This is a genomic window from Micromonospora sp. NPDC005367 (assembly GCF_040606825.1).
Lineage (GTDB): Bacteria > Actinomycetota > Actinomycetes > Mycobacteriales > Micromonosporaceae > Micromonospora.
Genome location: NZ_JBEXFP010000001.1, coordinates 75,304 through 100,581 on the forward strand (window position 1 = coordinate 75,304; position 25,278 = coordinate 100,581).

General features: G+C 72.6%; 23 protein-coding genes and 2 pseudogenes. 9 read left to right on the plus strand and 16 right to left on the minus strand.

Annotated elements, in window-relative coordinates; translation table 11 throughout:
* The first annotated feature begins 12 nt into the window (after window positions 1–12).
* From ABZS42_RS00325 to ABZS42_RS00335, 3 genes are all read left to right on the plus strand, one after another.
* Complete coding sequence (locus ABZS42_RS00325) at window positions 13–1,392, plus strand: FAD-dependent oxidoreductase (RefSeq protein WP_355140956.1); 1,380 nt, start codon at window positions 13–15, stop codon at window positions 1,390–1,392.
* A 113-nt stretch (window positions 1,393–1,505) separates the two neighbouring features.
* The gene (locus ABZS42_RS00330; RefSeq protein WP_355140958.1) at window positions 1,506–2,927 is read left to right on the plus strand and encodes a WGR domain-containing protein; all 1,422 of its coding nucleotides are present in this window, start codon (window positions 1,506–1,508) and stop codon (window positions 2,925–2,927) included.
* 329 nt (window positions 2,928–3,256) lie between these two features.
* Entirely contained in the window at window positions 3,257–4,138 is an 882-nt protein-coding gene (locus ABZS42_RS00335) for an aminoglycoside phosphotransferase family protein (RefSeq protein WP_355140960.1), read from the plus strand.
* Between the two features lie 79 nt (window positions 4,139–4,217).
* Here ABZS42_RS00335 and ABZS42_RS00340 read toward each other — a convergent pair whose 3' ends face one another.
* Window positions 4,218–5,051 carry a DNA-formamidopyrimidine glycosylase family protein gene (locus tag ABZS42_RS00340; protein ID WP_355140962.1) on the minus strand — a complete coding sequence of 278 codons (834 nt, stop codon included), beginning with the start codon at window positions 5,049–5,051 and terminating at the stop codon, window positions 4,218–4,220.
* A gap of 211 nt (window positions 5,052–5,262) precedes the next feature.
* Here ABZS42_RS00340 and ABZS42_RS00345 point away from each other — a divergent pair, with 211 nt between their 5' ends.
* The 3 genes from ABZS42_RS00345 (at window position 5,263) to rocD (ending at window position 8,491) form a co-directional block, all read left to right on the plus strand.
* On the plus strand, window positions 5,263–5,997 hold the full coding sequence (locus tag ABZS42_RS00345; RefSeq protein WP_355140964.1) for a thrombospondin: 735 nt from the start codon (window positions 5,263–5,265) through the stop codon (window positions 5,995–5,997).
* Window positions 5,998–6,461: 464 nt separating this feature from the next.
* The gene (gene ddaH / locus ABZS42_RS00350) at window positions 6,462–7,277 is read left to right on the plus strand and encodes a dimethylargininase (RefSeq protein ID WP_355141337.1); all 816 of its coding nucleotides are present in this window, start codon (window positions 6,462–6,464) and stop codon (window positions 7,275–7,277) included.
* Window positions 7,274–8,491, plus strand: coding sequence for an ornithine--oxo-acid transaminase (gene rocD, locus ABZS42_RS00355; RefSeq protein WP_355140966.1), 1,218 nt, complete (start codon window positions 7,274–7,276; stop codon window positions 8,489–8,491). The genes ddaH and rocD overlap by 4 nt, the downstream gene beginning before the upstream one ends.
* Before the next feature lie 154 nt (window positions 8,492–8,645).
* Here the strand turns inward: rocD and ABZS42_RS00360 are convergent, their stop codons facing one another.
* The 15 genes and pseudogenes from ABZS42_RS00360 to ABZS42_RS00430 form a co-directional block, all read right to left on the minus strand.
* Window positions 8,646–9,794 (minus strand): FHA domain-containing protein, encoded by a 1,149-nt coding sequence (locus ABZS42_RS00360; RefSeq protein WP_355140968.1) that lies wholly within the window; start codon window positions 9,792–9,794, stop codon window positions 8,646–8,648.
* Window positions 9,791–10,084 (minus strand): 4a-hydroxytetrahydrobiopterin dehydratase, encoded by a 294-nt coding sequence (locus ABZS42_RS00365; protein WP_355140970.1) that lies wholly within the window; start codon window positions 10,082–10,084, stop codon window positions 9,791–9,793. Before ABZS42_RS00365 ends, ABZS42_RS00360 begins: the two co-directional genes overlap by 4 nt.
* A 90-nt stretch (window positions 10,085–10,174) precedes the next feature.
* Window positions 10,175–11,224 (minus strand): acyl-CoA desaturase, encoded by a 1,050-nt coding sequence (locus tag ABZS42_RS00370; protein WP_355140972.1) that lies wholly within the window; start codon window positions 11,222–11,224, stop codon window positions 10,175–10,177.
* Between the two features lie 163 nt (window positions 11,225–11,387).
* On the minus strand, window positions 11,388–11,708 hold the full coding sequence (gene cutA / locus ABZS42_RS00375) for a divalent-cation tolerance protein CutA (RefSeq protein WP_355140974.1): 321 nt from the start codon (window positions 11,706–11,708) through the stop codon (window positions 11,388–11,390).
* A gap of 9 nt (window positions 11,709–11,717) precedes the next feature.
* Window positions 11,718–12,764 (minus strand): 1-acyl-sn-glycerol-3-phosphate acyltransferase, encoded by a 1,047-nt coding sequence (locus ABZS42_RS00380; RefSeq protein WP_355140976.1) that lies wholly within the window; start codon window positions 12,762–12,764, stop codon window positions 11,718–11,720.
* Window positions 12,764–13,594 (minus strand): patatin-like phospholipase family protein, encoded by an 831-nt coding sequence (locus tag ABZS42_RS00385; RefSeq protein ID WP_355140978.1) that lies wholly within the window; start codon window positions 13,592–13,594, stop codon window positions 12,764–12,766. Before ABZS42_RS00385 ends, ABZS42_RS00380 begins: the two co-directional genes overlap by 1 nt.
* Window positions 13,595–13,811: 217 nt before the next feature.
* The gene (locus ABZS42_RS00390) at window positions 13,812–14,870 is read right to left on the minus strand and encodes a glycosyltransferase family 4 protein (protein WP_355141339.1); all 1,059 of its coding nucleotides are present in this window, start codon (window positions 14,868–14,870) and stop codon (window positions 13,812–13,814) included.
* 174 nt (window positions 14,871–15,044) lie between these two features.
* Window positions 15,045–15,716, minus strand: coding sequence for a BON domain-containing protein (locus ABZS42_RS00395; protein ID WP_355140980.1), 672 nt, complete (start codon window positions 15,714–15,716; stop codon window positions 15,045–15,047).
* A 169-nt stretch (window positions 15,717–15,885) separates the two neighbouring features.
* The gene (locus ABZS42_RS00400) at window positions 15,886–17,595 is read right to left on the minus strand and encodes a trypsin-like peptidase domain-containing protein (RefSeq protein WP_355140982.1); all 1,710 of its coding nucleotides are present in this window, start codon (window positions 17,593–17,595) and stop codon (window positions 15,886–15,888) included.
* 62 nt (window positions 17,596–17,657) lie between these two features.
* A complete protein-coding gene (locus ABZS42_RS00405; RefSeq protein WP_355140984.1) occupies window positions 17,658–19,202 on the minus strand; it encodes an ATP-binding protein in 1,545 nt (514 codons plus the stop codon).
* Window positions 19,199–19,900: a response regulator transcription factor gene (locus ABZS42_RS00410; protein WP_355140986.1), complete on the minus strand. Its 702-nt coding sequence runs from the start codon at window positions 19,898–19,900 to the stop codon at window positions 19,199–19,201. Before ABZS42_RS00410 ends, ABZS42_RS00405 begins: the two co-directional genes overlap by 4 nt.
* 118 nt (window positions 19,901–20,018) lie before the next feature.
* Complete coding sequence (locus ABZS42_RS00415) at window positions 20,019–20,660, minus strand: PadR family transcriptional regulator (RefSeq protein ID WP_355140988.1); 642 nt, start codon at window positions 20,658–20,660, stop codon at window positions 20,019–20,021.
* Window positions 20,657–21,553 (minus strand): DUF4097 family beta strand repeat-containing protein, encoded by an 897-nt coding sequence (locus tag ABZS42_RS00420; protein ID WP_355140990.1) that lies wholly within the window; start codon window positions 21,551–21,553, stop codon window positions 20,657–20,659. Before ABZS42_RS00420 ends, ABZS42_RS00415 begins: the two co-directional genes overlap by 4 nt.
* A gap of 29 nt (window positions 21,554–21,582) precedes the next feature.
* Window positions 21,583–21,985 (minus strand): annotated as a pseudogene (locus tag ABZS42_RS00425) (1-acyl-sn-glycerol-3-phosphate acyltransferase); the annotation flags it as partial.
* 50 nt (window positions 21,986–22,035) lie between these two features.
* Window positions 22,036–22,239: pseudogene (locus ABZS42_RS00430) on the minus strand (GNAT family N-acetyltransferase); the annotation flags it as partial.
* 162 nt (window positions 22,240–22,401) lie between these two features.
* Here ABZS42_RS00430 and ABZS42_RS00435 point away from each other — a divergent pair.
* From ABZS42_RS00435 to ABZS42_RS00445, 3 genes are all read left to right on the plus strand, one after another.
* Window positions 22,402–23,067 carry a hypothetical protein gene (locus ABZS42_RS00435; RefSeq protein WP_355140992.1) on the plus strand — a complete coding sequence of 222 codons (666 nt, stop codon included), beginning with the start codon at window positions 22,402–22,404 and terminating at the stop codon, window positions 23,065–23,067.
* Window positions 23,068–23,236: 169 nt separating this feature from the next.
* Window positions 23,237–24,169: an ATP-binding cassette domain-containing protein gene (locus ABZS42_RS00440; protein WP_355140994.1), complete on the plus strand. Its 933-nt coding sequence runs from the start codon at window positions 23,237–23,239 to the stop codon at window positions 24,167–24,169.
* Window positions 24,166–24,978 carry an ABC transporter permease gene (locus ABZS42_RS00445; protein ID WP_355140996.1) on the plus strand — a complete coding sequence of 271 codons (813 nt, stop codon included), beginning with the start codon at window positions 24,166–24,168 and terminating at the stop codon, window positions 24,976–24,978. Before ABZS42_RS00440 ends, ABZS42_RS00445 begins: the two co-directional genes overlap by 4 nt.
* Window positions 24,979–25,278: the final 300 nt, after the last annotated feature.

Here is a 25,278-nt window from a genome sequence, read left to right on the forward strand (position 1 = left end):
CAGGATGAATCCGTGGCGCAACGAATGATCGTGATCGGTGGGAACGCGGCCGGGATGTCGGCGGCGTCCCAGGCACGGCGCCGCCGCGGCCGGGACGAGCTGGAGATCATCGCTTTCGAACGGGGACACTTCACCTCGTACTCGAGCTGCGGCATCCCGTACTGGGTCAGCGGGCTGGTGGACGGGCCGGAGAAGTTGGTCGCCCGCGATCCGGAGACGTTCCGCCGGCGGTTCGAGGTCGACGTACGCATGCGACACGAGGTGGTGGGGATCGACCTGGACCGCCGCGAGGTGATCGCCCGGGACCTCGTCGGTGGCGGCGAGGTCCGCGAACGCTTCGACGATCTCATGTACGCCACCGGCGCGCTGCCGATCCGGCCGGCGTGGGCGGAGACGAACGTCCACGGCGTGTTCGGGATGCAGACTCTCGACGACGGTGCGGCGCTGATCGACTGGCTGGAGGGCGAGCCGAGGCCGAACCGTGCGGTGGTGGTCGGCGGCGGCTACATCGGGGTGGAACTCGCCGAGGCGCTGCTCCAGCGCGGCCTCACGGTGACCCTGGTCGAGAAGGCCGACCAGCCGATGTCCACGGTGGACGGGGACATGGCGGAGGTGGTCGTCGACGCGATGCGCGAGTTGGGCGTCCAGGTCCGCACCGGGCTCGGCGTCACCGGGATCGAGGAACGGGACGGGCGGGTGAGCGCGGTGGTCACCGAGAAGGGCCCGCTCCCGGCCGACGTGGTGGTGCTCGGCCTGGGCGTACGCCCCGACACCGGTCTCGCCGAGGCGGCCGGCATACCGCTCGGCCCGTCCGGAGCCATCCGGGTGGACCGGCGGATGCGGGTGCCGGGGCGGTCCGGGGTCTGGGCGGCCGGCGACTGCGTCGAGTCCCTGCACCGGATCAGCGGGATGCCCGTGCACGTGCCACTCGGCACGCACGCGAACAAGCAGGGCCGGGTGGCCGGCACGAACATCGGCGGCGGTTACGCCACCTTCATGGGAATCATCGGCACGGCGGTGACCAAGGTCTGCGACCTGGAGGTGGGGCGCACCGGCCTGCGGGAACGGGACGCCACGGCGGCCGGATTCGAGTTCGTCTCGGTGGTCGCCGAGTCCACCAACCGGGCCGGCTACTACCCGGGCACCCGGCCGATGACCGTCAAGCTGATCGCCGAACGGCCGAGTGGCCGGCTGCTCGGGGCGCAGATCGTGGGCTGGTCCGAGGCGGCGAAGCGGATCGACACGCTGGCCGCGGCCCTCTGGAACGGCATGACGGTGGACGACATGACGGCCCTCGATCTCGGCTACGCGCCCCCGTACGCGCCGGTCTGGGACCCGGTGCTGATCGCCGCCCGCAAGGCCGTCGACGTGCTGCACCACGCCGGACGGTAACCGGCGCGGGCCCGCGTCGGCCACCCGATCTTGTCGGGGGTGCGGGTTAGCGTGCTTCCGTTGTCGCGCCGGCGATCCGCCGGTCGCCCACCTCTTCCCGGAGGCATCCCCCCATGGCTCAGGAGACGACCTACCTCGAACTGTCCGAAGTGGACGGAGGTGCGCACAAGTTCTACGAGGTGGTGGTCGAGGACACTGCCCTGACCGTCCGCTACGGCCGGATCGGCGACCAGGGGCAGGTGAAGACCACCGCCTACCCGGACAATGCCCGCGCCCGAGCGGCCGCCGCGAAGAAGATCGGTGAGAAGATCCGCAAGGGGTACGCCCCGGCGGTGCGCGGCGTACGGCAGAAGCGCTCGGTCTCCCGCCGCCAGATCGTCAGCACCCGCTCCACCGCGCGCACCGCACCGGTGCTCTGGCGTTACAACTCGGGCGCGCCCGCCTTCGGCATCTTCGTCGACGGGCAGAGCTGCATGGTGGGCAACGAGCACGGCGTGATCACCACCCTCGGCCACGACGCCCGGGTGCTCAACCAGGTCCGGCTCCCCGACGGGGTGAAGTGCATCGTCGCCGACGACGCGTGGATCTACGCCGGCTGCGACGACGGGAACGTCTACGACCTCTCCGGGAAGGTGCCCCGGGTGGCGTACGCGATCGCCCCCGACATCGACATCTACTGGCTGGACATCCACGACGGCGTGCTCGGCGTCTCCGACCGCGAGGGCGGCATCGCCGCGATCGACCACGAGGACGAGTTCCTCTGGCGCCGCCCGGGCCGCGGCCGCTCCGCCTGGATGGTGCGCTGCGACCAGGACGCGCTCTACCACGGCCATTCGCAGGGCGTCACCGGCTACGACTGGCGCACCGGCCGGGAGCTGTGGCACACCGGCACCGGCTCGGTCCTGTTCGGTTGGCAGGAACGGGACACGGTCTTCGCCGGCACCGGCACCCGTGAGGTGGTGCGGCTGCGCAAGAACGGGCGGGCCGAGCGGACGTACCGCTGCGACGCCGCGGTCTTCTCCTGCGCCACCGCCGAGGGCGGCCGCTACGTCTTCGCGGGGGACAGCGCCTCCTCGATCTACTGCTTCGACGAGGCCGGCAACCGGCTGTGGAAGCTCGGCACCGGCTGCGGCTCGGCCTACTCCATGCAATACCACGAGGAACGGCTCTACGTGGTGACCACCAGCGGTCACCTCGCCTGCATCGACGCCAGCGAGCCGGCGATCCGGGCCGCCGAGGCGGGCAGCGTGCCGGACGTCGTCGACGTGAAGGCCCCGGCCCGGCTGCCCGAGCCGGCCGCCTGGACCACGGTCGAGGTGACCAGCGACGACCGGTCCGGCGTGGTGGTGCACTGCGTCGAGCAGGGCGGCCGGCTGCGCATCCGCGTCCTCTCCGACGGCTACCAGCGCGACTGGCCGGTGCAGTTCCCGAAGGGCATCCGCGAGCCGGGGGCCCGCTACCTGGTCACCGAGGTCCGGGAGTCCGGCCGCGGTGGCTTCTACCGCGCGTACGGCGACATCCGCCGGTTGCGCTGACGGCTCCGGTCCGGGGGCGGAGCGGGACCGCCCCCGGACCGGTCAGCGACAGGACCACCGGATCGGACGATCGCTCAATGGCACGAACTCGGTGGCGGTGCCGCCGCCGACCGCCGGAAGGGGCAGGAACTCCGGCGCACCGCCGGCGCGCCACACCACGGTACGGGTCGCCCCGCGCGAGCGTCCTGGATCTTTCCGACGACCGTACCGGCGGCGTAGACGCCGACCGCAATCCCCTCCCACTTCGGGCCGGGCAGGGGACGCTCCTTAGACGGGAAACGGCCGGGATCGGTTGTACGGCTACCGAAGGCGGGGTCCAGGATGGTCGCATGACGGACCGCCTGGAGATTCCCGACGGACTGCGCTGGGTCGAAAGGACCGGGGCGGGGCGGGCCTGGCTGGCCGAACTGCCGGGGCTGCTCGCGGCCTGCGTCGCCCGCTGGTCGCTGCGGGTCGGTCCGCCGTTCCGGTACGCCTACGCCTCGCTGGCGATGCCGGCCGAGTTGCCCGACGGTACGCCGGCGGTGCTGAAGCTCCAGTACCCGGACGCCGAGAGCGAGCACGAGGCGACCGCGCTGGCGCGGTGGTCGGGTGCGGGCGCGGTCCGGCTGCTCGAACACGACCCGGGGCGGCGGGCCCTGCTGGTCGAGCGGGCCGTCCCCGGCACCCCGCTGTACGAACTTGCGGCCGAGGCGGCGCTGGACACGATGGTCGCGCTCCTGCCCCGCCTCTGCGTACCGGCCGGCCCGCCGTTCACCTCGCTCGCCGAGGAGGCCGCCGGCTGGGCGGAGCGAATGCCGGGCAAGTGGGAGCGGGCGAACCGGCCGTACGAGCGGCGGCTGCTGGACGCCGCCCTCGGGCTGCTCGCCGAGCTGGTACCGAGCCAGGGCGAGCAGGTGCTGGTCAACCAGGATCTGCACGCCGGCAACGTGCTGCGGGCGACCCGCGAGCCGTGGCTGGTCATCGACCCGAAGCCGCTGGTCGGCGAGCGGGAGTTCGCGGTGGCGCCGGTGGTACGCGGCGCGGAGCTGGGGCACTCCCCCGCGGCGGTCCGGCACCGGCTCGACCGGCTCAGCGCCGAGCTGGGCCTGGACCGGGACCGGGTGCGGGGCTGGACCATCGGGCAGACGCTGGCCTGGAGCCTCGGCGAGGGAGTCGTCTTCCCCGGTCAGGTGGACGTGGTCCGCTGGCTGCTCGACGACGGGTGGTGAGCCGGGACCTTGTCACCGGCCGCACCATGGGCCGCGGCTCGACCTCAGGCAGCGCGGCCGGGCAGGCGGGACACCGGCCCTACCGGCCCTGGCAGGTGGGGCACCAGTAGAGGTTGCGGCCGGCGAGCTCGCCGCGGCTGACCGCCGTGCCACAGACGTGGCAGGGCGCGCCGGGACGGCGGTAGACGTACACCTCACCACCGTGCCGGTCGACTCGCGGCGCCCGGCCCATCGTCTCCGGCAGGTGCTCGTCGCGCACGGTGTCGATGCGGCCCTGCCGCACGGCGAGGGTCATCAGCGTCACCAGGTCGGCCCAGAGCCGATCCCAGCCGGCGCGGTCCAGCGCCTTGCCGGGCAGCGTCGGCGGAAGACCGGCGCGGAACAGCGCCTCGGTCACGAAGATCAACCCCGTGCCGGCCACCACCGACTGGTCGAGCAGGAGCGCGGCGAGCGGCGTCGCGCTGCGGGAGATCCGGGCGTACGCCCGATCCGGGTCGGCGTCGGCGCGCAGCGGGTCGGGCCCCAGCCGGGCCCTCAGCGCCGCCACCTCCGGCGGGGTGAGCACCTCGCAGGCGGTGGGACCGCGCAGGTCGAGCCAGTGCCGGTCGTCGGGCCGCGCCCGGGAGCCGTCGTTGCTGAGCCGCAGCCGCACCTGGCCGACCGGCTCGGGCGGCTCGCCGACGCCGTCGGTCACCTTGCCGTAGAGCCCGAGGTGCACGTGCAGGGTCAGCTCGCCCGCGTGGTGGTGCAGTAGGTGCTTGCCGTACGCCTCGGTGGCTTTGAGAACGGTTCCGGTGAGCCGGGCGGCGCCGTCGGCGAACCGGCCCTGCGGGCTGCTGGCGTGCACCGTGCCGCCGGCGAAGAGCTCGGCGTGCCGGGCCGCCAGGCGGTGGATGGTGTGTCCCTCTGGCACGGGTGCCAAGGGTAGTCAGCGGCGATCACGCCTGCCATGTGCCCTGATCGGAGGGGTCTCGCGCGCTCGGTGGCCCGCCGGCCCCACCTGCCCGGCGGGCGACCACGCGCCGGGCGACGTGTCAGAAAACGGCCAGCCGGGTACTTCGGGGCACGTACCGCGTGGGTGCCATCCGTTCCACGGCCGCCCCGCATTCCCGAGGAGGTGTGTTGTGGTCAGAATTCCTTCGCTGTCGCGCCGACCGACGCGCGACGAGAACCTCGACGGCGGTGACGCCTCGGTCGCCACCGCCCCCGCGCCGGAGGGCGCGGACCGTCCGGACGCGACAGCGGCGGTGGTGACCGACCGGACGTCGTACCGCGACGGCACCGCACCCGCCGGCGCCCCCGGCGCCGGAACGCGGGCCGCCACCCCGTCCGACGGGTCCGCGGCCGCCACGCGTGGGGCGGTCGCCCGCGCCGCCACCGTCCGGCCGGCCGGCGCCGAGCTTCGCCCCGATCCGTCGCCCGACCGGCCCGGAGCGGGCCTCGACGGCGACCGGACCGTACGCCCGGAGCGGGACCGTCCGGTCGACGCGGACGCCCGCCGGGTCGAGCCGGACCGGCCGGTGGTGCTCGGCCCCAAGCCCCGGGCCAGCCTGCTCGCGACCCTCGGCCTGGTGGTCGGGGTCGCCGGGGCCCTGTTCGTGCTGACCGGAACCCTCGCCGGCTACGGGATCTGGCTGGGCGCGATCGGTGCGGTCCTCTCGGTGCTGGGCCTGATCGCCACCCGGCGTCGGCACGTCGCCGGCAAGACCGACGCGATGTTCGGCATCGCCCTGGGCCTGGCCGCGGTGGTCGCCGGGGTGCTGGCGATGACCGGCCTGTTCGACTGGCCGAGCACCGACGGCGACTGGGTGCAGCGGTTCCGGGAGTGGCTCGACTCACAGTTTGTGAATCGTTTCTAGCGGGCACTGTCCGGCTCGCCGGCGGTGCGCCGGACACCAGGGCCGGTGGTTCACCGGCCGGGCCCGACCAGTCTGGTGGTTCACCAGCCGGGCGGCACAGTTTCAGGGGCGGCGGTTCGCCGCCCCTGATGTGTTTCCGGCCCGCACATGTCCTGCCGGCCGCCCGGCGACCACGCGCGCCGGTTTCATCGATGTCGTGGCGGGCCCACCCCGTCGAGGCCACCGCCTCGTTGATCGAGCATGACCCCGCTCAGCTCACGTGACGGCCGCCACCCCGCGGGCGCGGGAACGCCCGTACACAACGAATCGTCGGTGGCGACGGCTCAGACGCAACGAACAGACGCCCTGCGCAATCCTCCGCGGTGGATCCTGCCGGCCCGGGCCGAATAACGTTGACCAACGGCGCCAGCCCGTGGGCCGACGGTGGCCGGGCGCGCCCGACCCCTGGGAGCAGGACAATGACGATGGACGCGACGCGCCAGCGCTTCCTGATGTGCCGGCCGACGTACTTCGCCGTGGACTACGCGATCAACCCGTGGATGGACCCGACCGCGCCGGTCGACACCGACCTGGCCATCCGGCAGTGGGAGCAGCTGCGGCAGGTCTACCGCGACCTGGGCCACACCGTCGAGGAGATCACTCCGGTGCCGGGCCTGCCCGACATGGTCTTCGCCGCCAACGGCGGCACGGTGATCGACGGCAAGGCGATGGCGGTGCAGTTCCGCGACCCGCAGCGCGCCGACGAGGCCCCCGCCTACCGGGCCTGGTTCGAGGCCGCCGGCTTCGAGATGTACGACCCGAAGCACGTCAACGAGGGTGAGGGCGACATCCTCCTCGCTGGTGACCTGCTGCTCGCCGGCACCGGCTTCCGCACCGCACACGCGTCGCACGCCCAGCTGCAGGAGGTCTTCGGTTACCCGGTGATCACCATGCAGCTGGTCGACCCACGCTTCTACCACCTGGACACCGCGCTGACCGTGCTCGACGAGCGCACGGTGGCGTACCTGCCGGAGGCGTTCTCCCCCGGCAGCCAGGCGGTGCTGCGCCGGCTCTTCCCGGACGCGGTGCACGCCACGACGGCCGACGCCGAGGTCTTCGGCCTGAACTCGGTCAGCGACGGCCGGCACGTGGTGCTGCCGGCGCAGGCCACCGACCTGGCCGCCAAGCTGCGCGACCGGGGCTACGAGACCATCGGTGTCGACCTGTCCGAGCTGCGCAAGGCCGGCGGCGGACCGAAGTGCTGCACGTTGCGACTCCGACAGGGAAAGGCAGACAAATGATCGTCGACGATATGCGACGGACGCCGGGCGCGGTCCGCGACGCGGAGCGCTGGACCGCGCACAACTACCACCCGCTGCCGGTGGTGATCTCCTCCGCCGAGGGGGCCTGGCTGACCGATGTGGACGGTCGTCGTTACCTCGACTTCCTGGCCGGCTACTCGGCGCTGAACTTCGGCCACCGCCACCCGCAGCTGGTCGCCGCGGCGCACGCGCAGCTCGACCGGCTCACCCTCACCAGCCGCGCGTTCATCCACGACCAGTTCGCGGACTTCTGCCGGGAGCTGGCCGAGCTCTGCGGCAAGGACCTGGTACTGCCGATGAACACCGGCGCCGAGGCGGTCGAGACCGGGATCAAGGTCGCCCGCAAGTGGGGCTACCAGGTCAAGGGCGTACCGGCGGGGCAGGCCAACATCGTGGTCGCCGAGGGCAACTTCCACGGCCGTACGACCACCATCGTGAGCTTCTCCACCGACGAGGACGCCCGGGCTGACTTCGGGCCGTACACCCCCGGGTTCACCGTGGTCCCCTACGGCGACCTGGAGGCGTTGACCGCCGCGATCGACGAGAACACCGTCGCCGTGCTGATCGAGCCGATCCAGGGCGAGCAGGGCGTGGTGGTGCCGCCGGAGGGCTACCTGCCGGGCGTACGTCGGGTCTGCACCGACCGCAACGTGCTCTTCATCGCCGACGAGATCCAGTCGGGCCTGGGCCGCACCGGGGCGACGTTCGCCTGCGACCACGAGGGCGTGGTCCCGGACATGTACCTGCTCGGCAAGGCGCTCGGCGGCGGCATCGTGCCGGTCTCCGCGGTGGTCGCGAACACCGACGTGCTCGGCGTGCTCAAGCCCGGCCAGCACGGTTCCACCTTCGGCGGCAACCCGCTGGCCTGCGCGGTCGCCGTCGAGGTGGTCCGGATGCTGGCGACCGGCGAGTTCCAGCGCCGCTCCGCCGAGCTGGGCGAGCGGCTGCACGCCGGCCTTCAGGAGCTGATCGGCAAGGGTCTGGTCGCCGTACGGGGCCGGGGCCTCTGGGCCGGGCTGGACATCGACCCGGCGCTGATGACCGGGCGCGAGGCCTGCGAGCGGCTGATGGAGCTGGGCCTCCTGGCCAAGGACACCCACGGCTCCACGATCCGCCTCGCCCCGCCGCTGGTCGTCACCGAGGAGGAGATCGACCAAGCCGTAGCCCAACTAGCCACCATCCTCACCCCCTAACCCCCCCCAGGCCCCCACCCCCCGGCCCCCCACCCCCAGGCCCCCACCCTGGACGCGCGTTGATCAAAAGGTTCGCGTCACGAACCAGCCGCTTCCTGACGCGAACCTCTTGATCAACCGCGGAGGGGGGTGGGGTGGGGTTAGGGGCGGGGGGTTAGGGGCGGGGGAGGCGCATGGCCATGGTGGGGGCTTCCGCCATCACGGAGGTGGGGGTGAACGGCGCGCCGGCGGGCAGTTCCTCGGCCCGGCCGATCTGCACTCCCGGGTAGAGCTCGACCATGTCGTTCTCACCGAGCACCCGCGACTGCTTCGGCGCCAGCGGAATCCGCTCCGCCTCGGTCATCGACCCGCCCGGACGGATGCCCGAGCCGTTCGTACTGACATCGGTCACGATCACCTCACCGACACGCAGCTCGAGATGAAGGTGGTTGCGGCTGATCCAGCGTCGCGCCTCGTCGTTCAGCCACTGGCCGAGCACGATCCCACCCTCCCCCTCGGGGGCCCGGCCGACCAGCACCGGCTGCTCCTCGCTGACCACGAACCGGCGACGCACGAGCCCGCCGATCCGCACCGCGAGGACCTCGGTACGCGGACGGGGGCCCACGTCCCCGAGCCGGGTGCCGTGCCGGGGACAGGTCGGCACGCCGTTACGCAGCGCCGGGGGCGCCTGCTCGGCAGGGCTGCGCTGCACCCGGGCCAGGTCGGCGAAGGAGCCGCCACCACCACCGCCGAAGAGTGCGCAGCCCGACTCCGGGCACCGCCACTGGCGGGTGAGCAGCTTCGCCCCGGCCGGGGAACGGCGGCCCGCGACCGGTTTGTCGCCGCCGCCGACGTGCGCCACGAGGTTCGGACCGCCGGCGCCCGGCACCGGGGCGAGGACCCGGCCGGGCTCCCCCGCCACCCAGGGGAACCGCCCGCGCAGCCCGTCGAGACGGGCCCGGGTGAGCACCGGAAGGCCGAGCAGGTCGGCCACCTCCAGCATCCGGTCACCGGGTTTGTCGAGCACCTCGACCAGCCCGTCGTCGGCCCACCGGCGCACCACCATCCGTTCGTTGGAGGTGAGGTCGGCGTCGGAGAGCAGGGCCCGGTGCACCACGGCGTAGACCTGGACGCTGTCCTCCTCCAACTGCCGGGAGAGGGCGTCGATCACCATGCCGAGCCGGAGCAGGCTGGCCGGCCGACCACCGTCGATGTCCTGGTAGCGGATCACCTCGGCCAGGTCGAGGACGGCCCGCGCCAGCGACGGGTCGACGCAGACCCGCCCCTCGATGGCGTCCAACACCTTGCTGATCTCGAATCTCATCGGGCGCTCCGAACGATCTCGTCGATGCGACGGGCCAGGTCGAAGTCACGGCGAGTGACCCCGCCGGCCGAGTGGGTGACGCATCGGAACGTCACGGTTCGCCACCGGATGTCGATGTCGGGGTGGTGGTCGATCTCCTCGGCCGTCACGGCGACCCGGTCCACCACCGCGATGGCGGCCGGGAAGCTGGCCAGCTCGACGCTACGGCTGATCCCGGTCGGGTCACCCGACCATCCGGCCAGCCCGCTCAGCTCCTGTTCCACCGCCTCCGCGGTGAGCACGTCTGCCATGGGGTGACCCTACCGGGGCGGGAAGCCCCGGCAGGCAATGCCCGACGGCGCGTACGGCGGGACGCCGAACCGGGGTGAAACCTCCCAGCCTCAGCCCCGCAGCGGACGCCCCACCTCGTGCAGGTGAGCGAGCGCCTGCCGGTACGAGTCGACGAGCCCGGTCTCGGCGTACGGGATGCCGCGTTCGGCGCAGTACGCCCGCACGATCGGCTGGGCCCGGCGCAGGTTCGCCCTCGGCATGTTCGGGAAGAGGTGGTGCTCGATCTGGTAGTTGAGCCCGCCCAGCGCCACGTCGACGAGCCGGCCACCCCGTACGTTGCGGGAGGTGAGCACCTGCTTGCGCAGGAAGTCCAGTTCGTCGTCGGCCGTCGGCATCGGCATGCCCTTGTGGTTCGGGGCGAAGGAGCAGCCCATGTAGAGGCCCCACAGTCCCTGGTGGACGGCCGCGAAGAGCAGCGCCTTGCCCGGCGACATGGCCAGCAGCAGCGCGGCGAGGTAACCGATCGTGTGCACGCCGAGCAGCAGCGCCTCGATCCGCCGGTGCCGCATGGGCGTCTGGAACCGGCCGTCCGGTTCCCGCCCGACGATCGCCCGGATGCTCGCCACGTGCAGGTTGAGCCCTTCCAGCAGCAGCATCGGGAAGAACAGGTACGCCTGCCGGCGGGCCAGCCAGCGCCCGAAGCCGCGGGTGTCGAGGGCCTGCTCGTACGTCCAGACCAGCGCGCCGGCGCCGACGTCCGGGTCCTCGTCCTCGTGGTTCGGGTTGGCGTGGTGCCGGTTGTGCTTGTCCACCCACCAGCCGTAGCTGAGCCCCACCGCGAGGTTGCCGGCGAGCAGGCCGACCGCCTCGCTCGGGCCCCGCCGACGGAACATCTGCCGGTGCCCGGCGTCGTGGCCGAGGAACGCGACCTGCGTGGTGACCACCGCCAGCACGACCGCGACCAGCGGCTGCCACCAGGAGTCGCCCAGCGCGAAGACCGCCACCCAGCCGGCGGCGTAGGCACCCAGCGTGAGCGCGATCCGGGCCGCGTACCAGCCGGGACGCCGCTGCAGCAGGCCCGCCCGGCTGATCCGTCGGGACAACTGTGCGTAGTCACTCCCCCGCCGTACCGGCGGATCCGCCACCGCTGACAGCACCATGGCCGCTCCCGTTTGCTCGACGTACGGCCGGCCATGACGGCTCGACCCCCGCCATCGAGTCTCCGGAGATCGGTAGCGTTGAGTAACCCTGTCAGCCCCCGAGTGGGGGGTAGGGAGGGCCCTACCCCGCTCGTGCCGCGGCGCGTCGCGGGGCAGCGGGGAGTCACGGGCGGGTGTGCTCGTACACCCAGGCCGCGTACCCGGGGTCCCCGCTCTCCACCCGGGTCACCAGGATCTCCGGCACCTCGTACGGGTGGTTGACCCGGATCTGGTCGACCAGCGCGGCCACCCGGTCCGGCGCGGTCTTGAACTGCACCGACCACTCGGTGCTGGTCTCCACGGCGGAGCGCCACCAGTAGGTGCTGTCGACCTGCCCACCGACCTGCGCGCAGGCGGCGAGCCGGCCGGCCACGGCGGCCGCCGCCAACACGTCGGCGACCGAACGGGCGTCCACCACCGTCGTCACCACGCTGATCTGGTCCACGATCGCACCCTACGCGGCGGGGTCACCGTCGCTCATGACCACACCGTCCCGATTTGCCGCGATCCACTCGTCGATCCGGGCCCACCAGTCGAAGAGCCAGTCGATGCGTTCCTGCCGGGTCCGCGGCACCTCCTCGGGCGGCACCGACCAGAACCGCATCACGATCCGCTTGTCCATCGGCAGCTCACGCCAGACGTCGCCGACGGTCAGCATCCGGTCCAGTCCGGTGTGCGCCACGAAGACGACGCCGGCCTCCGGGGCGGCGTCCAGCGCGGCCAGCAGCCCACCGGGCTGCGGGGCGAGCACGTGCCGCATCCGCTCGGCCCGCAGTGCCATCCGCTCCAGGCCCAGCGACCGCAGGCGGGCGATGGCGCGCAACCGTCGCTTGGGCGTGAAGTTGCCACCCTCCGGGAAGATCACGAAGGCGTCGTCGTCGTCCAGGCCGGCGGCCAGGTTCCCGATCTGGCGGATCGCCACCTCCACCCGGTCGTGGTCGGGCGAGGGCGCGATGAACCGGCTCGGCAACCGGTTGAGCAGCACGTCGATCGCCGGGTCCCACTGGAGGCTGTCCTTGAGCACGATCCGCGGCTCGCGCTTGAACCAGTTCACCAGGGCGTGGATCAGGATGAACGAGTCGCCCGGCCCGGCGTGCCGGCAGAGCACCAGTTCGGGGCGGCCGGGCAGGGCCGTGTCCGGGTCGGCGCCGGTCACGTCGATACGCAGCCGCAGCGTCCAGCGGGCCTGCCAGAACAGCGCCCGCAGGAACCAGCCGGCGAGGACGTAGTGGGCCCGCTGGAAGGCCGGCGAGCGGACCCGGGCACCGAAGCCGGACCCGACCCAGAGCACGAAGAGCGCGATCAGCGCCGCCGCGTCCCAGGCCAGGTAGACGCAGCCGATCCAGAGCAGCCGTAGCGGGCGCAGCCGACCGGGAACCAGTGGTGACAGGGCCGCCGCGAGCAGGGCCCAGACCGGCAGGGTGGTGACCACCACGACGGCGAGCAGGACCACGGTGGGTGCCAGCAGCACTCGGCGTGCCCACCGTGGCGGCAGCGGCATCAACGCTCCAGGTTGGCCAGGTACCGCCGCGAGGCCGTGTACGCGCGGCTGATCCGCCGTCCCACGGCCGCCACGTCCCGGTACGCCCACGGCGTGTCGTCGCGGGGATTCAGCCCACCGGTCGGCAGCACGTGCACCTCGACCCCGTCGGGCAGCGCGGCCATCTCCCGGAAGAACCGGTGCCGCCGGGCGATCTCGAACGCGACCTGGGCGATCTCCCAGGGCCGGCGGGGCGGGGAGAGCTCCCGCTCGATCCGGCCCACCTGGAGGACGAAGATCCGGGTGGCGCCGGCCGTGACGGCCTCGCCGATCGGGATCGAGTTGACGATCCCGCCGTCGATGTAGTGCGCGCCGTCGATCTCCGTGGGCGGCAGCAGCCCGGGCACCGAGGCGGAGGCGAGCACGGCGGGCACCACCGGCCCGCTGCCGAACCAGTGTTCGGCGGCCCCCTCGATGTGCGCCGCACAGCACCGGAACGGCACCCGCAGGTCGGCGAAGGTCGTCTCGGCCCCCAACTCCGACTCGAGCAGCCGGCGCAGCGGGCGCGGTGAGTGCAGGTGGGTGCGGGCGGCAAACCGGCGCAGCTGACGCGCCACGGAGTCGCCGTACACCTCGCTCGCCTCGGGCGATGCCCACAGCTTGACCAGCCGGTCGGTGACCGCCTCGGAGGGGTCCGCGGCGACCAGCGCGCCGTTGACCGCGCCGATGGAGGTGCCAAGCACCAGGTCAGGTTGGATGCCGGCACGGAACAGCGCGCGGAGCATGCCCACCTCGACCGCGCCGAGCACGCCACCACCGCCGAGCACGAACGCCACCGGTCCCGCCGCCATGCCGTTCATCCTGGCACGACCACGGGCCCGGCCCGCCGGTCGGCCGGGTGAGCCCGGCCACCCGGGCCGCCGCGGTCGGATGCCGGGGACGCCGAGGCCCGGTCGCCGGAGAACAGGCCGGTCCGTATTGGACGTCCGGGCGTCCCGAAGCCGGCCGACCGGGGTACGACCGTGCCGGGACTGCGCCGCCCGGACACTGAGCCGGGGTACGGCCGGGTCAACGACCCGTGAGCCGAACCGGCTCCTGGACCGTCCGCCAGGGCTCGGCCGCGACGTGCCGGTAGACCGCCTCGTAGCCCAGCGCCATCCGGCCCGTGGAGAAGTTGGCCTCGACGTGCGCCACACAGTCGGCCGGGTCGAGCCACTCCACGGCCCGCAGCGCCGCCGGCAGCTCCTCCGGGCCTTCGCACACGAGGCCCGTCACCCCGGTCGTGACCAGCTCCGGCACCGCCCCCCGGGCGAGCGCGACCACCGGGGTGCCGGTGGCCATCGCCTCGACCATCACCATCCCGAACGGCTCATCCCACTGGATCGGCATGATCAGGCATCGGGCGTCGAGGAGCATCCGTAGCGTGCTCTCCCGGTCGGCGTTGAGCACCACCTCGACGTCGTCGCCGAGCATCGGCGCCACCACCTCGTCGTAGTACCGGCGCTCGGCGGGCTCGTTGCACTTGCCGGCCAGCAGCAGTGGCAGGCCGGCGGCGCGACAGGCCCGGATCGCGACGTCGGGCCCCTTGTCCGGGCTGAACCGCGCCAGCCACAGCACCGGGCCCGGAGCGGGCGCCGATTTACGTGGGAGGTCCCGCAGGTCCAGGCCGTTGTGCACCGTCCCGACCCAGGGCAGCCCCGGGTTCAGCCCGCGCTGGGTGTGCGAGATGGCGACCAGCCCGACGCCGTGGTCGGTGTCGCTGAGCGCGCTGCCGTACTCGCCGACCGGATTGCCGTGCACGGTCGCCACCGTGGGGACGCTGCGCCGCCCCGCGACGAGCGGCCCGATCGTGGTGTGGTCGTGGATGACGTCGAAGTCCGCAGGATCGATCAACCGGCGTACCCGGGCCAGGTGGGCCAGTTCGGGCAGGGACTCGCCGAGCCGCGCGAACTGCAGTTGCGACTCGGTGGAGACGAAGGCCTGCGCGCTGGTCCCGTGCCACTCGCCGGCGCCGAAGAGGGTCACCGCGTGGTCCCGGCGCACGAGGGCGTCCACCAGGCCCGCGACCACCTGTTCCAGCCCGCCGTAACCGGGCGGCGGTACGGAGAGCCACGGCGGCACGACCATCGCGATGCGCAGCGGCCGGCCGGCCGGTCGCTCGCTCGTCAAATGGGTCGCGCCCAAGGGTCCTCCCGTTGGTTCCCGGTGCGCGCGGTACGCCGGTGCACGGCCCGCTTTCCCGCACCGGGCGCGGATAAACCGGACAACCGGGACGCTTCACTCGTCCGCCCCTGTGACGTCTCACTCCCCGACGAGCAGTTGGGTTTCCACCTCCCGTACGCCCGGCGCCGACCAGGCCACCCGTTCGGCCTGGTCCCGTTCCCACCAGGAACGCACCACGCCACTGAGCACCAGCGTGTCCCCGTCCACCGCCACCGACACCTGCCGGGTGCCGAGAGCGCGCCCGAGCGCCCGCCGGACGTCGCGGAGCATCTGGTCGGTGTCCGTCGGCGCGGGCGGGCGTACCTCGATGAGGTTCGTGACACCGCGTACGCCCCGCAGCCGGCGCAGCTCGCGCTCGGCGCTGCGGCGCTGCCAGCCGAACTCCACCTCGCCCCGGAGCATCACCCAACCGTTGGCCACGGTCACGTCCAGCCGCTCGGCGGGGACGAAGCTGTCCCACTCCAGCGCCCGGCTGGCGGCGATGGCGATCTCCGCGTCGGTGGCCCCGGGACTGCCGGGAAGCCGCACCTCGATGTCGTCGGCGACCGCACGCACCCCGCGTACGCGCTGCGCGCACCGGGTCGCGGCCCAGCGGCGGGCGGAGCTGTCGACCCAGCCGGTCAGGTTGACCACGCCCTGCTCGACGCTCACCCCGATCTCGTTCGGCTGCACCTCGGCGTCCCAGGCCAGCTCGGCCAGGACGTCCTGCTGGATCCTCTGGTCCTCGCGGGCGGCGGCTGCCGTGCTCATCGCGTCCCTCCCCTCGCCGGTGCTGCCGAGACTGCCCCCGGTACGGGTGACGGCGGTTCACCCGTACCGGGTGAACCGCCGTCTTGAGCGGAGGCGGCGGCGGGCGACGGAGCAACCCCCTTGTCTCCGTCACCCGCCGCCTAGAGGAGGAGGCAGGTTCAGTTGTCGGTCAGGACGTCTCGGTGAGCGTGACGGTCGCGGTAGCCTCGGCGCCGTTGCGCTTGTAGTGCACCTCGACCCGGTCACCCACCTTGCCGCCCTGGACCGCGCCGACCAGGTCGTCCGAGTCGTTGATCGGCGTGTCGCCGAAGCGGGTGATGACGTCGCCCCGCTGGAGGCCGGCCCGCTCGGCCGCGCTGCCCGGGGTGACCGCGGCGATCAGCGCGCCGCCGCCCTCGGCCATGTTCACGCTGACCCCGAGCGACGGGTGGCTGACCTTCTCGCCGCGCTGGAGCTTCCCGGCGACGTCCTTGGCCTTGTTGCTCGGGATGGCGAAGCCCACGCCGATGTTGCCGGTGCTCTGCCCGGAGGTGGCGATCGCGGTGTTGATGCCGATCACCTCACCCCGGGTGTTGACCAGCGCGCCGCCGGAGTTACCGGGGTTGATCGGGGCGTCGGTCTGGAGCAGCCCGGCGATCGAGGAGACGGCTTCGCGCGGATCCTGCTGCGGGCCGTCACCGGCCTGGATCGTACGGTCGCGGGCGCTCAGGATGCCGGCGGTGACGGAACCCTGCAGCCCCAGCGGGCTGCCCAGGGCGAGCACCTGGTCGCCGACCTGCATTCCGTCGCTGTCGCCGAACTTGGCCGCCTTCAGGTTGCTCACCCCGTCGGCCTTGACCACGCCGAGGTCGGTCTTCGGGTCGGTACCGACGATCTTGGCCTCGGCGTTCGTGCCGTCGGCGAAGATCACCCGCACGGTGTCGCCGTTGGCCGAGGCCACCACGTGGTTGTTGGTGAGCACGTAGCCGTCGGCGGTCAGGATCACGCCGGAACCCTCGCCGTTCTCGGTGGCGATGGAGACGACGCTGTCCTGCACCGAGGCGGCGATCCGCGGCAGATCCGCGCTGTTGATCACCGGCGCGGCCGAGTAGGTGCGGGTGACGCCGCCACCGTCACCGTCCAGCGCGAGCGCGAGCGCACCGCCGCCGACACCGGAGCCGAGCATCAGCGCGAGCATCACGACGCCGGCGCCGGCGAACTTGGCGATCCGGCCCATCCGCGGCGCACCGGGATTGGCCTCGGGCTGGGTGTTCACCGCCCACGGCGGCAGGGGCTGCCCCGGCTGCTGCCCGTACGGCTGGGTCCCGGCGCCCGGCTGGCCCCCGCCCGCCCAGCCGGACTGCTGGTTCGGGTACCAGTGACCGCCCGGGTAACCGGCGGCCTGCTGCGGGTACCCGTGCTGGCCCGGCATGTGCTGCCCCGGCACGTGGTGGCCCGGCTGGCCCGGCATGTGCTGGCCCGGCATGTGCTGGCCCGGCTGCGGGTGACCGGCATAGGTGGGCGTGCCGGCGTGCGGCTGGTATCCAGTCCCGGCGGTCGTCGCCACCGGCACTGTCGCGTCGGCGTTCGCACCGGACGGCGTCACCACCTGGGTCGCGTCGGCGTCGGCGTTCGCGCCGGACGGCGTCGCCATCGACACGGTCGCGTCGGTGTCCCGGGCGGCGTCGGTTCCGGTGCCGGCCACGGCGGCGGGCTCCGGGGTGACGGCGGCGGGAGCCGCGGGCTGATCCGTGTCCCGGGCCGCCGGAGCGGCACCCGGGTCGGTGGTCGGGGAGTCGGACTGCGCGCGCTCCACGCGCGGCAGCTCGGCGGTGAGGTGCGACGGCTCGGCGTCTGCGGGGGCCGGCCGGCGCTGCGGGTCGGACTCGTAGTCGGTCATGACCTAACCTTCTCCCGTTGCTCTGCGATCAAGCTGGAACCGACCTGGAAGTTGCCTGAAAGTCATTCCACGTCCCCGTCGGTCTCCGGCACCAGGGGCAGCCGGACCCGGAAGGTGGCCCCACCGCCCGGCGTCTCGGCGACCTCCACGTTCCCGTGGTGCGCGCTGACCAGGGCCGCCACGATGGCCAGGCCGAGGCCCGTGCCGGTGTTGCCGCCGGCCCGGCGGGTGCGGGCCGCGTCGACCCGGTAGAACCGCTCGAAGACCCGTTCCGCCTGCTCCGGGGTCAACCCGGGACCGGTGTCGGCCACCTCCAGCACGGCCAGGTTGCCCCGCTCGGCGCGCAGCCGCAGGGTCACGGAGGCGTCCGGCGGGGTGTGGCTGAGCGCGTTGGTCATCAGGTTGCCGATGATCTGACGCAGCCGGGCGTCGTCGCCGAGCACCACCAGCGGACCGGAGCCGGGTTCGATCTCCAGCTCGATCCTCCGGTCCGGGGCCACCGCCCGGGCGGCCTGGACCGCGTCACCGGCGAGCACCGGCAGCTCCACCGGCGCCAGGGTGATCGGCCGTTCCCGGTCCAGCCGGGCGAGCAGCAGCAGATCCTCCACGAGCAGCCCCATCCGGGCCGCCTCGTCCTCGATGCGGCGCAGCAGCCCGGACGTCTGCTCCGGGTCCCGGGCGGCACCCTGCCGGTACAGCTCGGCGAAGCCGCGGATGGTGGTCAACGGGGTACGCAGCTCGTGCGAGGCGTCCGCGACGAACTGCCGCATCCGCTCCTCCGAGCGGCGTGCGCGGGCCTCGGACGCCTGGGCGGCGACGGCCGCGTCCCGGGCGGCCACCTCGGCCGAGCGGGCGGCGCTCTCCGAGGCGGCCCGGGCCGTGAAGGCAGCCTCGATCTGGCTCAGCATCGTGTTCAGCGCGCGGGAGAGCCGGCCCAGCTCCGACGTGGGGTACTCCTGCCCCTGCTCCGGATCGGGCACCCGCTGGGTGAGGTCGCCGCCGGCGATGGCAGCCGCGGTCCGCTCGATCTCGACCAGCGGCTTGAGGCTGGTCCGGACGATCCCCGCCCCGATCGAGGCGAGCAGAATCAGCACCGCCCCGCCGACCAGCACGTCGATCCAGAGCAACTGCCGCACGGCGACGTCGACGTCCGCGAGGTTCTGGCCGACGACCGTGAACTGGTCGTCGCCCACCTGGCGGACATTGATCCGCCAACGGACGCGCTTGTCCGCCCCGTCGGTGGTGAAGGCTGCCCGGCCGGCGTGCCGCTCGTACCAGGCAGGGTCGTTCAGGCCCGCAGGCAGGTCGTCCTCGGCGAGCGACGGATCCCGCAGGACGAAACGAAGGCGGAGATTCCGGTCGAAGTTGACCACCAGATAGTCGGTCGGCAGAGCGTTCGCGGTGGTCTCGTTGGCCACGACGCCCCGATTCAGCTGTGTGGTGAGCTGGCCGTCGATGCGGCCCACCAGATAGCTGTGCAGGAAATAGGCCGTCGCCACGCTGATCACCACGAGGGCCAGCGCGACGAGCGTGAGGACAGCGGTGACCAGCTTCAACCGCAGCGGCACGCTGCGCAGCCGTCCCTTCGCCTGTTCGACCGCGTTCACGCCGCCGGCTTGCGCAGCACGTACCCCACGCCGCGAAGCGTGTGGATCAACCGGGGCTGGCTGGTGTCGACCTTGCGGCGCAGGTACGAGATGTACGACTCGACGATGTTGTCGTCGCCACGGAAGTCGTAGTTCCACACGTGGTCGAGGATCTGCGCCTTGGACAGCACCCGGTTGGCGTTCAACATCAGGTAGCGCAGCAGCTTGAACTCGGTCGGCGAGAGCTGCACCCGCTGGCCGGCCCGGTAGACCTCGTGGGTCTCCTCGTCCAGTTCGAGATCGGCGAAGGTCAGCCGGGAGGGCGGCTGCTCCCCGCTGCTCGTACGGCGCAGCACCGCCCGGATCCGCGCGGTCAGCTCCTCCAGGCTGAACGGCTTGGTGACGTAGTCGTCACCGCCCAGAGTGAGGCCGCGGATCTTGTCGTCGGTGGCGTCCCGCGCGGTCAAGAAGACCACCGGCGTACGGGTGCCGGCCTCCCTGAGCATCCGGATGACCTCGAAACCGTCGAGGTCGGGGAGCATCACGTCGAGTACGACGAGGTCCGGCCGGTGGTCCTTCGCCGCGGTCAGCGCGGTGCTGCCGCTGGTCGCGGTCGCCACGTCGAAACCCGCGAACCGTAGGCTCGCGGAGAGCAGTTCGAGGATGTTGGGGTCGTCCTCGACGACGAGCAGTCGCGCCTCGGTCTGGGTAGCGGGCATGTGCCCCATCATCCGCGAAGTGACTGCGCCCGCGCTGGACGCTTCCTGCAAAGAACCTGTGAGCGGGGACAGCGGCGTCCGGGCCGGGTACCGCGCCCCGGACGCGTCCACCGGCCGGTCAGCGCAGCAGCCGGCGCAGCCCGTCCAGGGCGCCGTCGAGCAGCCGGATCGCGGTACGCAGTTGCGAGTCGGTGAACCGGCGGGCGCGTACCAGCCGGCCCACCTCGGCGGAGAACTCGGCCAGCCGCTCGTCGAACTCGGCCAGCACCGCCGCAGCGGGCTCCGGCCCCCGCGCCGGGCCGGGCGGGAACGGTGGCGGGCCGGGCGGGAACGAGGGTGCCTCCCACCGGGGGCGCCGCTCCTGCCTGGTCTGCCGCGTGGCCTCGCGCAGTTCCCGCTTGAGGTCGCGGACGGAGCCGCGTACCTCGTTTCGGATCTCGCCGGCGAGCGCGGAGAGGTCCTCCACCGAGGCGGCGATGTCCGACTCCAGCGCGGCCAGTTCGTCGGCCCGTTGCCGCAGCTCGGCCCGGCCGGCCTCGGTGATCTCGTACGTCTTCCGGCCACCGGCGGCGGTGTGCGTGACCAGCCCTTCCGCCTCCAGCCGCTGGAGGCGGGGGTAGATGGTGCCGGCGCTGGGTGCGTAGAGGCCGAGGAAGCGGTCCTCGAGCAACCGGATCAGCTCGTAGCCGTGCTTCGGGCCGTCGTCGAGGAGCCTGAGCAGGTACAGCCGGAGCCGCCCGTGACTGAAGACAGCCGTCACGGCAGCTCATCCTCCTCGTCGTCCACCGGGCGGGCGAGCAGCGCGATGCTGCCGGACGTGGCGGACGCCCAGAGCTTACCGTCGCCGGTGCCGAGCACTCCCTCGCTGTTGGCCACCGCGCCGATCGTGGACTCGGTACGCACCTGCTGGAAGCCGCTGGTGATCCGGCCGGAGGTGGTGTGCAGGCGTACGGCGAGATCGCTGTCCTCGCGGACCCGGACGGTGATGCTGCCGGAGATGGTGTGCAGCCGGATCTCGCTGCTGCGCGGATTGTCGAGATCGCAGGTGATCGCCCCCGACACCGTCTGCGCCCGCACCTGCACGGCCGCGCTGTCGGCCAGGATCACCTCACCGGAGACGGTCTCCATGTGGAGGTCACCGGCGACGCCGAGCGCCTCGACCGGCCCGGAGACGATCTTCGCCATGGTGCTGCCGCGCAGGCCCATCAGGGTGATCTGCCCGGAGGTGACGTCGGCGCGGGTCTGCCGGCGCAGCCCGGAGACGACCAGCGAGCCGTCGACGAGGCGCAGGTCGGCCCAGACGTCGGCCGGTACCGCGATGGAGACGTCCACCCGGGCCCAGTGCCCGAACGGCCCGCTCCACCGGAACAGGTCCCGCCAGCTCCAGTTGCGTTCCTGCCGGACGGAGAGCCGCCCGTCGTGGTGGTCGACCAGGATCGGCCGGCGGTTCACCCGAGTGATGTCGACCCGGGCCGGCCCGTCCGTGGCGACCACGTTCAGCCGCCCGCTGAACAGGCGCACGTCCAGCCGGGTCACCGGCCCGTCCAGGCTCAGCCGCTGTGGGCTGTCGACCGTCCAACCGGCCATGGTGTCCTCCCCTTCCGACGACAACGCCGGCGGCGTGTCGATGAAGAGAACAGTAACGCGATACATCGCGACAGCACAAGACTGTCGCGTTTTCCTCAGGCCGCCAGATCGAGTCCTCCGGCGCCGGTCCGGTTCACCCGATCCACCGCACCGCCGGACGGCGGCGTGGCCGGGACGAGGCCACCGTCCCGGCGCACCGGGACGGCTACAGCCGGCACGAGATGCACGGCGGACTCGGCCGCCCGGGCCAGCAGCCGGCGATCCGCGTCCCCCAGTGGCGTGCAGCGCGGCGGCGACCGTCACCGTGACCTCGAGTCCCCGGGCCGCGACCACCCGGCGTACCGAGCGCAGCAGGCCCTCCTCCCCCAGGAAGGCGGCCGCCGTGGTGCCTGCCCCGGTCCGCGTGGACCGGTAGACGATCCGCAGCGGGACGATCGGGGCGCCGGCGTCGATCGCCGCCTGGAACATGGCCGGCCGGAAACCGCCGCCGGGACGGCAGTCGACCGCACCAGCCGGTACGTGCCGACCACCGCCCCGGTGCTCTCCTACCGGACGATCAGGTGGTCGCAGTACGAGTCGAACGGGTCCACGTCCAGCCCGATGGCGACCGGACGGAGGTTGGCTCCGAGTTCGGTGCCGAACACCTCGTGACGCAGGCGTTGCGCGGACGCGACCTGAGCCGGGTCGTCGGCGATCAGCAGGGTGTAACCGCTGGTCGTCAGGGAGGTTCCAGCGGCATGCAGAACAGCCATGTGATCTGTCTAGGTGTCCCGGGGTCGCCGGTCCGGGTGGCGAGGAGTGTCGATCCGGTGAACGCCGGTCGGCCACCGGTGTGCATCGCGCTCACCGGTCGTGCGAGGCTGCCGGACGGGACCCGGCGGCGGTACCGGGTCATGCCCCACGGAGGTCAGCCGGTGCGCATCGAGTCCCGCTACAACGGCCCGCCCGGCTCCGGCAACGGTGGCTGGAGCGCCGGGATTCTCGCCGCCGAGGCCGGTCCGGGCCCGGTCGAGGTGACACTGCGCCGGCCGCCGCCGCTGGAGACGCCCCTGACCCTCGTCGACGGCGAGGCCCGCGACCCGGCCGGGCTGGTGGTCGCCGAGGTACGCCCGACCGCGCCCGTCGACGCGGTGGTGCCGCCGGTGGACCGGGCCACCGCCGTCGACGCCGCCGCCAGGTATCCCGGACTGGTCGACCATCCCTTTCCCGGCTGCTACGTCTGCGGGCCGCACCGGGCGGACGGGCTGCGGATCTTTCCCGGCCGGCTGCCGGACGGCCGGACGGCGGCGCCGTTACGCGCCCCGGAGCGGGTCACGGGAGCGACGGTCTGGGCGGCGCTGGACTGCCCCGGTGGCTGGTCGGTGATCGCCCCCGGGCGGCCGTACGTCCTGGGGCGGATCGCCGCCCGGGTGGACGCGCTGCCCGAGCCGGGCGACGAGTGCGTGGTGACCGGTGCGACGATCGCCGTCGAGGGGCGCAAGGCACTGGTACACAGCAGCCTGTACGGGCCGGACGGCGACCTGCTCGCCTGCGCCCGGGCCACCTGGATCGCCCTGCCGGCCGGCCCGGCCCGAGCCTGATCCGATCGGCCGGCCGGCCGGCCGTCGACGGGGCCGTAGTCCTCGCGGATGACCCGACTCCTGCCTGAGGCGGACACGAAGGTACGGATCGCGCCTGATTGACCTTGTGGCGCGCGCCCGCCACGCTGTGCAACGGCGTACCTCGGCGCCACCGCACGGGAGGAGAACGATGTCTGACGGGCAGCGAAGCCCCACCAGTGGTCAGATCGTGGTGTCCGGCCTGACGAAGCAGTACCGCAACGTCCGGGCGGTCAACAACCTGTCCTTCACGGTCGAGTCGGGTCGGGTGACCGGCTTCCTCGGCCCGAACGGCGCGGGCAAGACCACCACCCTGCGCATGCTGCTGAACCTGGTGACTCCGACCAGCGGCACGGCGACCATCGGCGGCCAGCGGTACGCCGACCTCGTCGAGCCGCTGCGGCACGTGGGCGCCGTACTGGAGGCGTCCAGCGCGCACAAGGGCCGGACCGGGATCAACCATCTGCGGGTGCTCTGCGCGGCGGCGGGGCTGCCGAGGCAGCGCGCCGACGAGGCGCTCGCCCTGGTCGGGCTGACCCCGGCGGCGAACCGGAAGTTCAAGGGCTACTCGCTCGGCATGAAGCAGCGGCTCGGCATCGCCGCCGCGATGCTCGGCGACCCCCGGGTCCTGATCCTCGACGAACCGGCGAACGGGCTGGACCCGGAGGGCATCCGGTGGATGCGCGGGTTGCTCAAGGGCCTGGCCCACGAGGGACGCACCATCCTGGTCTCCAGCCACCTGCTGTCGGAGATGCAGCTGCTCGCCGACGACGTGGTGATCATCGCGGCCGGGCAACTGGTCCGCCAGGGGCCGGTCGACCAGGTGATCGGATCCATGACACAGGGCGTGCGGGTCCGCGTCCGCACGCCTCAGGCCGAGGCGCTCGTCGCGGCGTTGAAGAGTCAGCACGCCACGGTCGACGGCGACGGGCAGGGCGCCCTGCTGGTCGGCGGTGTCGACGCGGCCACGGTCGGCCGGGTCGCCCTCGGGGCCGGCGTCGAGCTGCACGAACTCACCACGGAACGGCCCGACCTGGAAGGGGTCTTCCTGGAGTTGACGGCCGGAAAGGCGGGCATCCGATGAACCTGGTCAGAGCCGAACTCCTCAAGATCCGCACCACCAGCGCCTGGTGGTGGCTGGCCATCGGCGCCTTCGTCTCGATCGTCCTGGCGTTCGCCCTGAACGCGTGGCTCGCGAGCACGGTGCTCGGCGGCGACGCCGAGACCATCGGGATGAGCGGCGAGCAGTCGACGCCGGCGGCGCAGGCGGCGAACATCTACACCTCCGGCCAGTACCTCGGGCTGATGTTCGTGATGCTCATCGGCATCCTGATGGTCACCAACGAGTTCTTCCACCAGACGGCGACCACGACGTTCCTGGCGACCCCGCGGCGGACGTCGGTGATCGTCGGCAAGCTCGTCGCGGCCAGCCTGCTGGGCGTCCTCTTCTGGCTGGCGACCACCGTGATCGACCTGGTGGCCGGGGCGACGTTCCTCACCATCACCGACCACGGCACCCAGCTCGGTGAGTGGGCGGTGCAGCGGGCCCTGCTGTTCAACCTGCTGGCGTACGCGATCTGGACCATCCTCGGGGTGGGCATCGGCACACTGATCACCAACCAGCTCGGCGCGGTGATCACGGCCGCCGTGCTCTACCTGATCGGCACCCAGGTGGTCGGCGTGCTGTTCCTCCTGCTGTCGAACCTGCTCGGCACGCAGGCGGTCCTGAAGTGGCAGGTGATCTGGCCCGCCGTGGCCTCCCAGGTCATGATCAGCGAAGGGCAGTCGGAGTTCGTCCCCGCCTGGTGGGTCGGCGCTCTGGTGCTGGCCGGCTACGCGGTCGTGAGCGGCGTCGCCGGCATCCTGATCACCCGCCGGCGCGACATCTCCTGACCGGCGTCTTCCGGCTGCTCCGACGGCCCCGGGACGGATGGCGACCAGCCACCCGACCCGGGGCCTTCGAGTGCCGGGATACCCGCTGCCACCTGGCCGCCGGGACATAGCAGGCGTCAATGGGACACGCAGCGCTTCTTGAACTTCTAGCATCTTCTGTGAAACCGACCACGCGCTGGAGGCGGAAATGCCGTAGGGATCTGCACGGCGTAGCCTTGTAGCGTCCCGAGCAGACCCGTGATAACAGGGTCTAGCGGGCGTCGCGTGACACACCAAACCCGCGTGAAAGAGGCGATTACC